The organism is Desulfotruncus arcticus DSM 17038 (assembly GCF_900113335.1).
Taxonomy (GTDB): Bacteria; Bacillota; Desulfotomaculia; order Desulfotomaculales; family Desulfallaceae; genus Desulfotruncus; species Desulfotruncus arcticus.
In genome coordinates, this window is the sequence record NZ_FOOX01000049.1 from 1 (window position 1) to 2525 (window position 2525).

The window sequence follows — 2525 nt, forward strand, 5'->3', positions numbered from 1 at the left end:
CATCTCAACTCTGTTTAGTTTTCAAGGACCTGATTTGGTTTGCTTTGTTTCGTCTGATTTTTATCCGGCGTTTTCGGCCGGATTTTTATAGTATCACATCCGACTGGCTGCAGTCAACTGGTAGTTGCTGGTTAACTCGCTGCCATTTACGCCCTGTGATACCTTTTTCCGCCGCCACTCGCGCGGCGACATGTATTAATATATCACTTTGTTGCTTGTCCTGCAACAAGTATTTTTTACCAATCTATTTAAAGGAATGGTTCACCTTGCAGTATTTTGGAACTATTAATATCGCAGCTAATACCATAACAAATTAGTTGAGCATTTCTATTGTTCTCCTGGTGAAACCATCCCAATTGCTATTCGCTGGCTAAATGCATTTTTATCAGCTATAGGATTTATATTGTAATTGATTTCTGTTATTTATGTTATCTCAATACCAATAATTTTCATTAAAGCTATTGCATTGGTCGATTTGGAAACCCCGGGCTTCAGGCGGTAATCAAAATTTATTTCCCTGCCGGATATCTTATCTGTAAAATGATAATTTTTTATCTGAGAAATTTCCTTTTCCAGACGGCTAAGTTCTAAATCGTGGGTGGATACTAACCCGATAGCTGCCAACTTATTCAAACTTTTTATGACCGCCTGGGCACCTAAAATTCTGTCTTTTGAATTAGTCCCCTTGAAAATTTCATCGATCAAGCAAATGATTGCCTCCCCGGACCTGGCAGCGTCTATAATTAACTTAATTCTTTGCAGTTCAGCATAAAAGGTTGAAATGTTTTTTTCCAAATTATCATTGATATGAATGCTTGTATATACATTCATGAGAGAACAGCTTAATTTTTCAGCACATACGGGGGCTCCGGCATAAGCAAGAATTAAGTTTATCCCTACAGTTCTAAGGAGAGTGCTCTTACCGGACATATTAGAGCCGGTAATGAGCAGAATCGTACCCGGCTCGGGTAGTTCAACGTCATTACATACGCGCACTTCATTTTTAATCAAAGGATGTCCCATGGCAACAGCTTTAAATGCCGGTTTGGACTCTGTTATTTCGGGCACCGTCCAATTGGGATGATCATGCGCCAGACCGGCCAGACTGGATAATGATTCAAATTCAGCTATCACTTCAATCCATGATCTAAGTGACCGACCTGATATGCTTCTCCATTTCTCCAGTCTTATCAGCGTTTGCAGATCCCATAAGACAGCTATATTGATTACGGGATATAGGCTGGAATACCGCATACTTATCCGGTCAACTATACTAAAAAGCTTTTTAATTTGCCGGGATGGGGCATCACTGCTTTTTACGAGTTTCCTTTTTAATTTTTTTAGTAACGGGGAGTCAAAGCTTTCCGCTTCAATACATTTCAAGAGATCGGAACAGCGTTGGACTTCATAAACCGAGTTGCAGGTTTTGCTAAACGTTTGATGAGCGGTTTTTGCTGTAATAGCCACAATCAGTATCTGAAGAGCAAGTGGGAAAACCCAAAGATACGAAGGTATCAGGGTTGTTACATGAAAGTAACCGAGAATGGCCACCGCCAGGGTAATGACCGGGCAAAACAGAAGCAACGATATATATTTGTTCATAAACAATGGTTTTTCTTCCGCCCAGGTTAAAAGTTTTTCTAGATTACCGGGTTGTCTTATACTATCTAACATGCCTGTTGCTTGAAGATGCTGGCGCCAGTCCAAACGCGGGCTGAGCTCCTTTATAGCCTGTTGACGGAGCTTTATTTCGTTTAAACCAGCTTGGAAACATAACATATGAGCCAATCTCTCTTCACCAACAAAAGAGGTAGCGGAATTAATATACTGGAACAATGATCCCTGCCCGAAAATGTTTAAGTCAGATGTATACCGGTGTTCATAGTTTATAAAACGCTCGCCTGAATTGGAAAATTCCAACCACTTGCCATCCAGGCGACGCATAGCGTTATCATTAATCAAGACTAATAATTCTAAATACTTTATTTTTGCTTTAATTCGATTGTGTTTAACGATCATCAATAAAAAAAATATAATTAACATGCCGCTGAATAAAAGATAAACAGACTGTGTTGACAGAAACGAGTAAACCATTGAAAAAGCTACCGCAGCCAGAAAAACCAAAGGGCGCAGGAGAACAAGCAGATTGTTTTGCTTCATAACGCCAGAAAGTTTTTCTGTAATATTTGCTTTCTTTAATTGGTAGGTTTGATATATTGAATTATCCATCTGTATCTCCCCATCATTCTTAGAATATTGTACACCACTTCCATTATTTTAACATCATTTTAGAGCTAGCTGCAGTGGCGGTTATTATTATATATGCCCAAATGACAAGCTCAAGCCATCGGAAAGGGGACAACACACCCTTTAAGCTACTAAAAATAACAAATAAGCCCCTGGATATAACTCCAAGAGCTCTTCAAAATTAAGTCCGGCAACGACCTACTCTCCCAAGGACAAGCCCAAGTACCATCGGCCCTGAAGAGCTTAACTTCCGTGTTCGGGATGGGAACGGGTGTATC

At 40.0% G+C, this 2525-nt stretch carries 1 protein-coding gene and 1 rRNA gene; both read right to left on the minus strand.

Going from position 1 to position 2525, the window contains the following annotated elements; translation table 11 throughout:
• Positions 1-423: 423 nt before the first annotated feature.
• Positions 424-2229, minus strand: coding sequence for a MutS family DNA mismatch repair protein (locus BM056_RS25445; protein WP_092476332.1), 1806 nt, complete (start codon positions 2227-2229; stop codon positions 424-426).
• Positions 2230-2432: 203 nt separating this feature from the next.
• Positions 2433-2525: ribosomal RNA gene (gene rrf, locus BM056_RS25450) — 5S ribosomal RNA — on the minus strand; the annotation flags it as partial.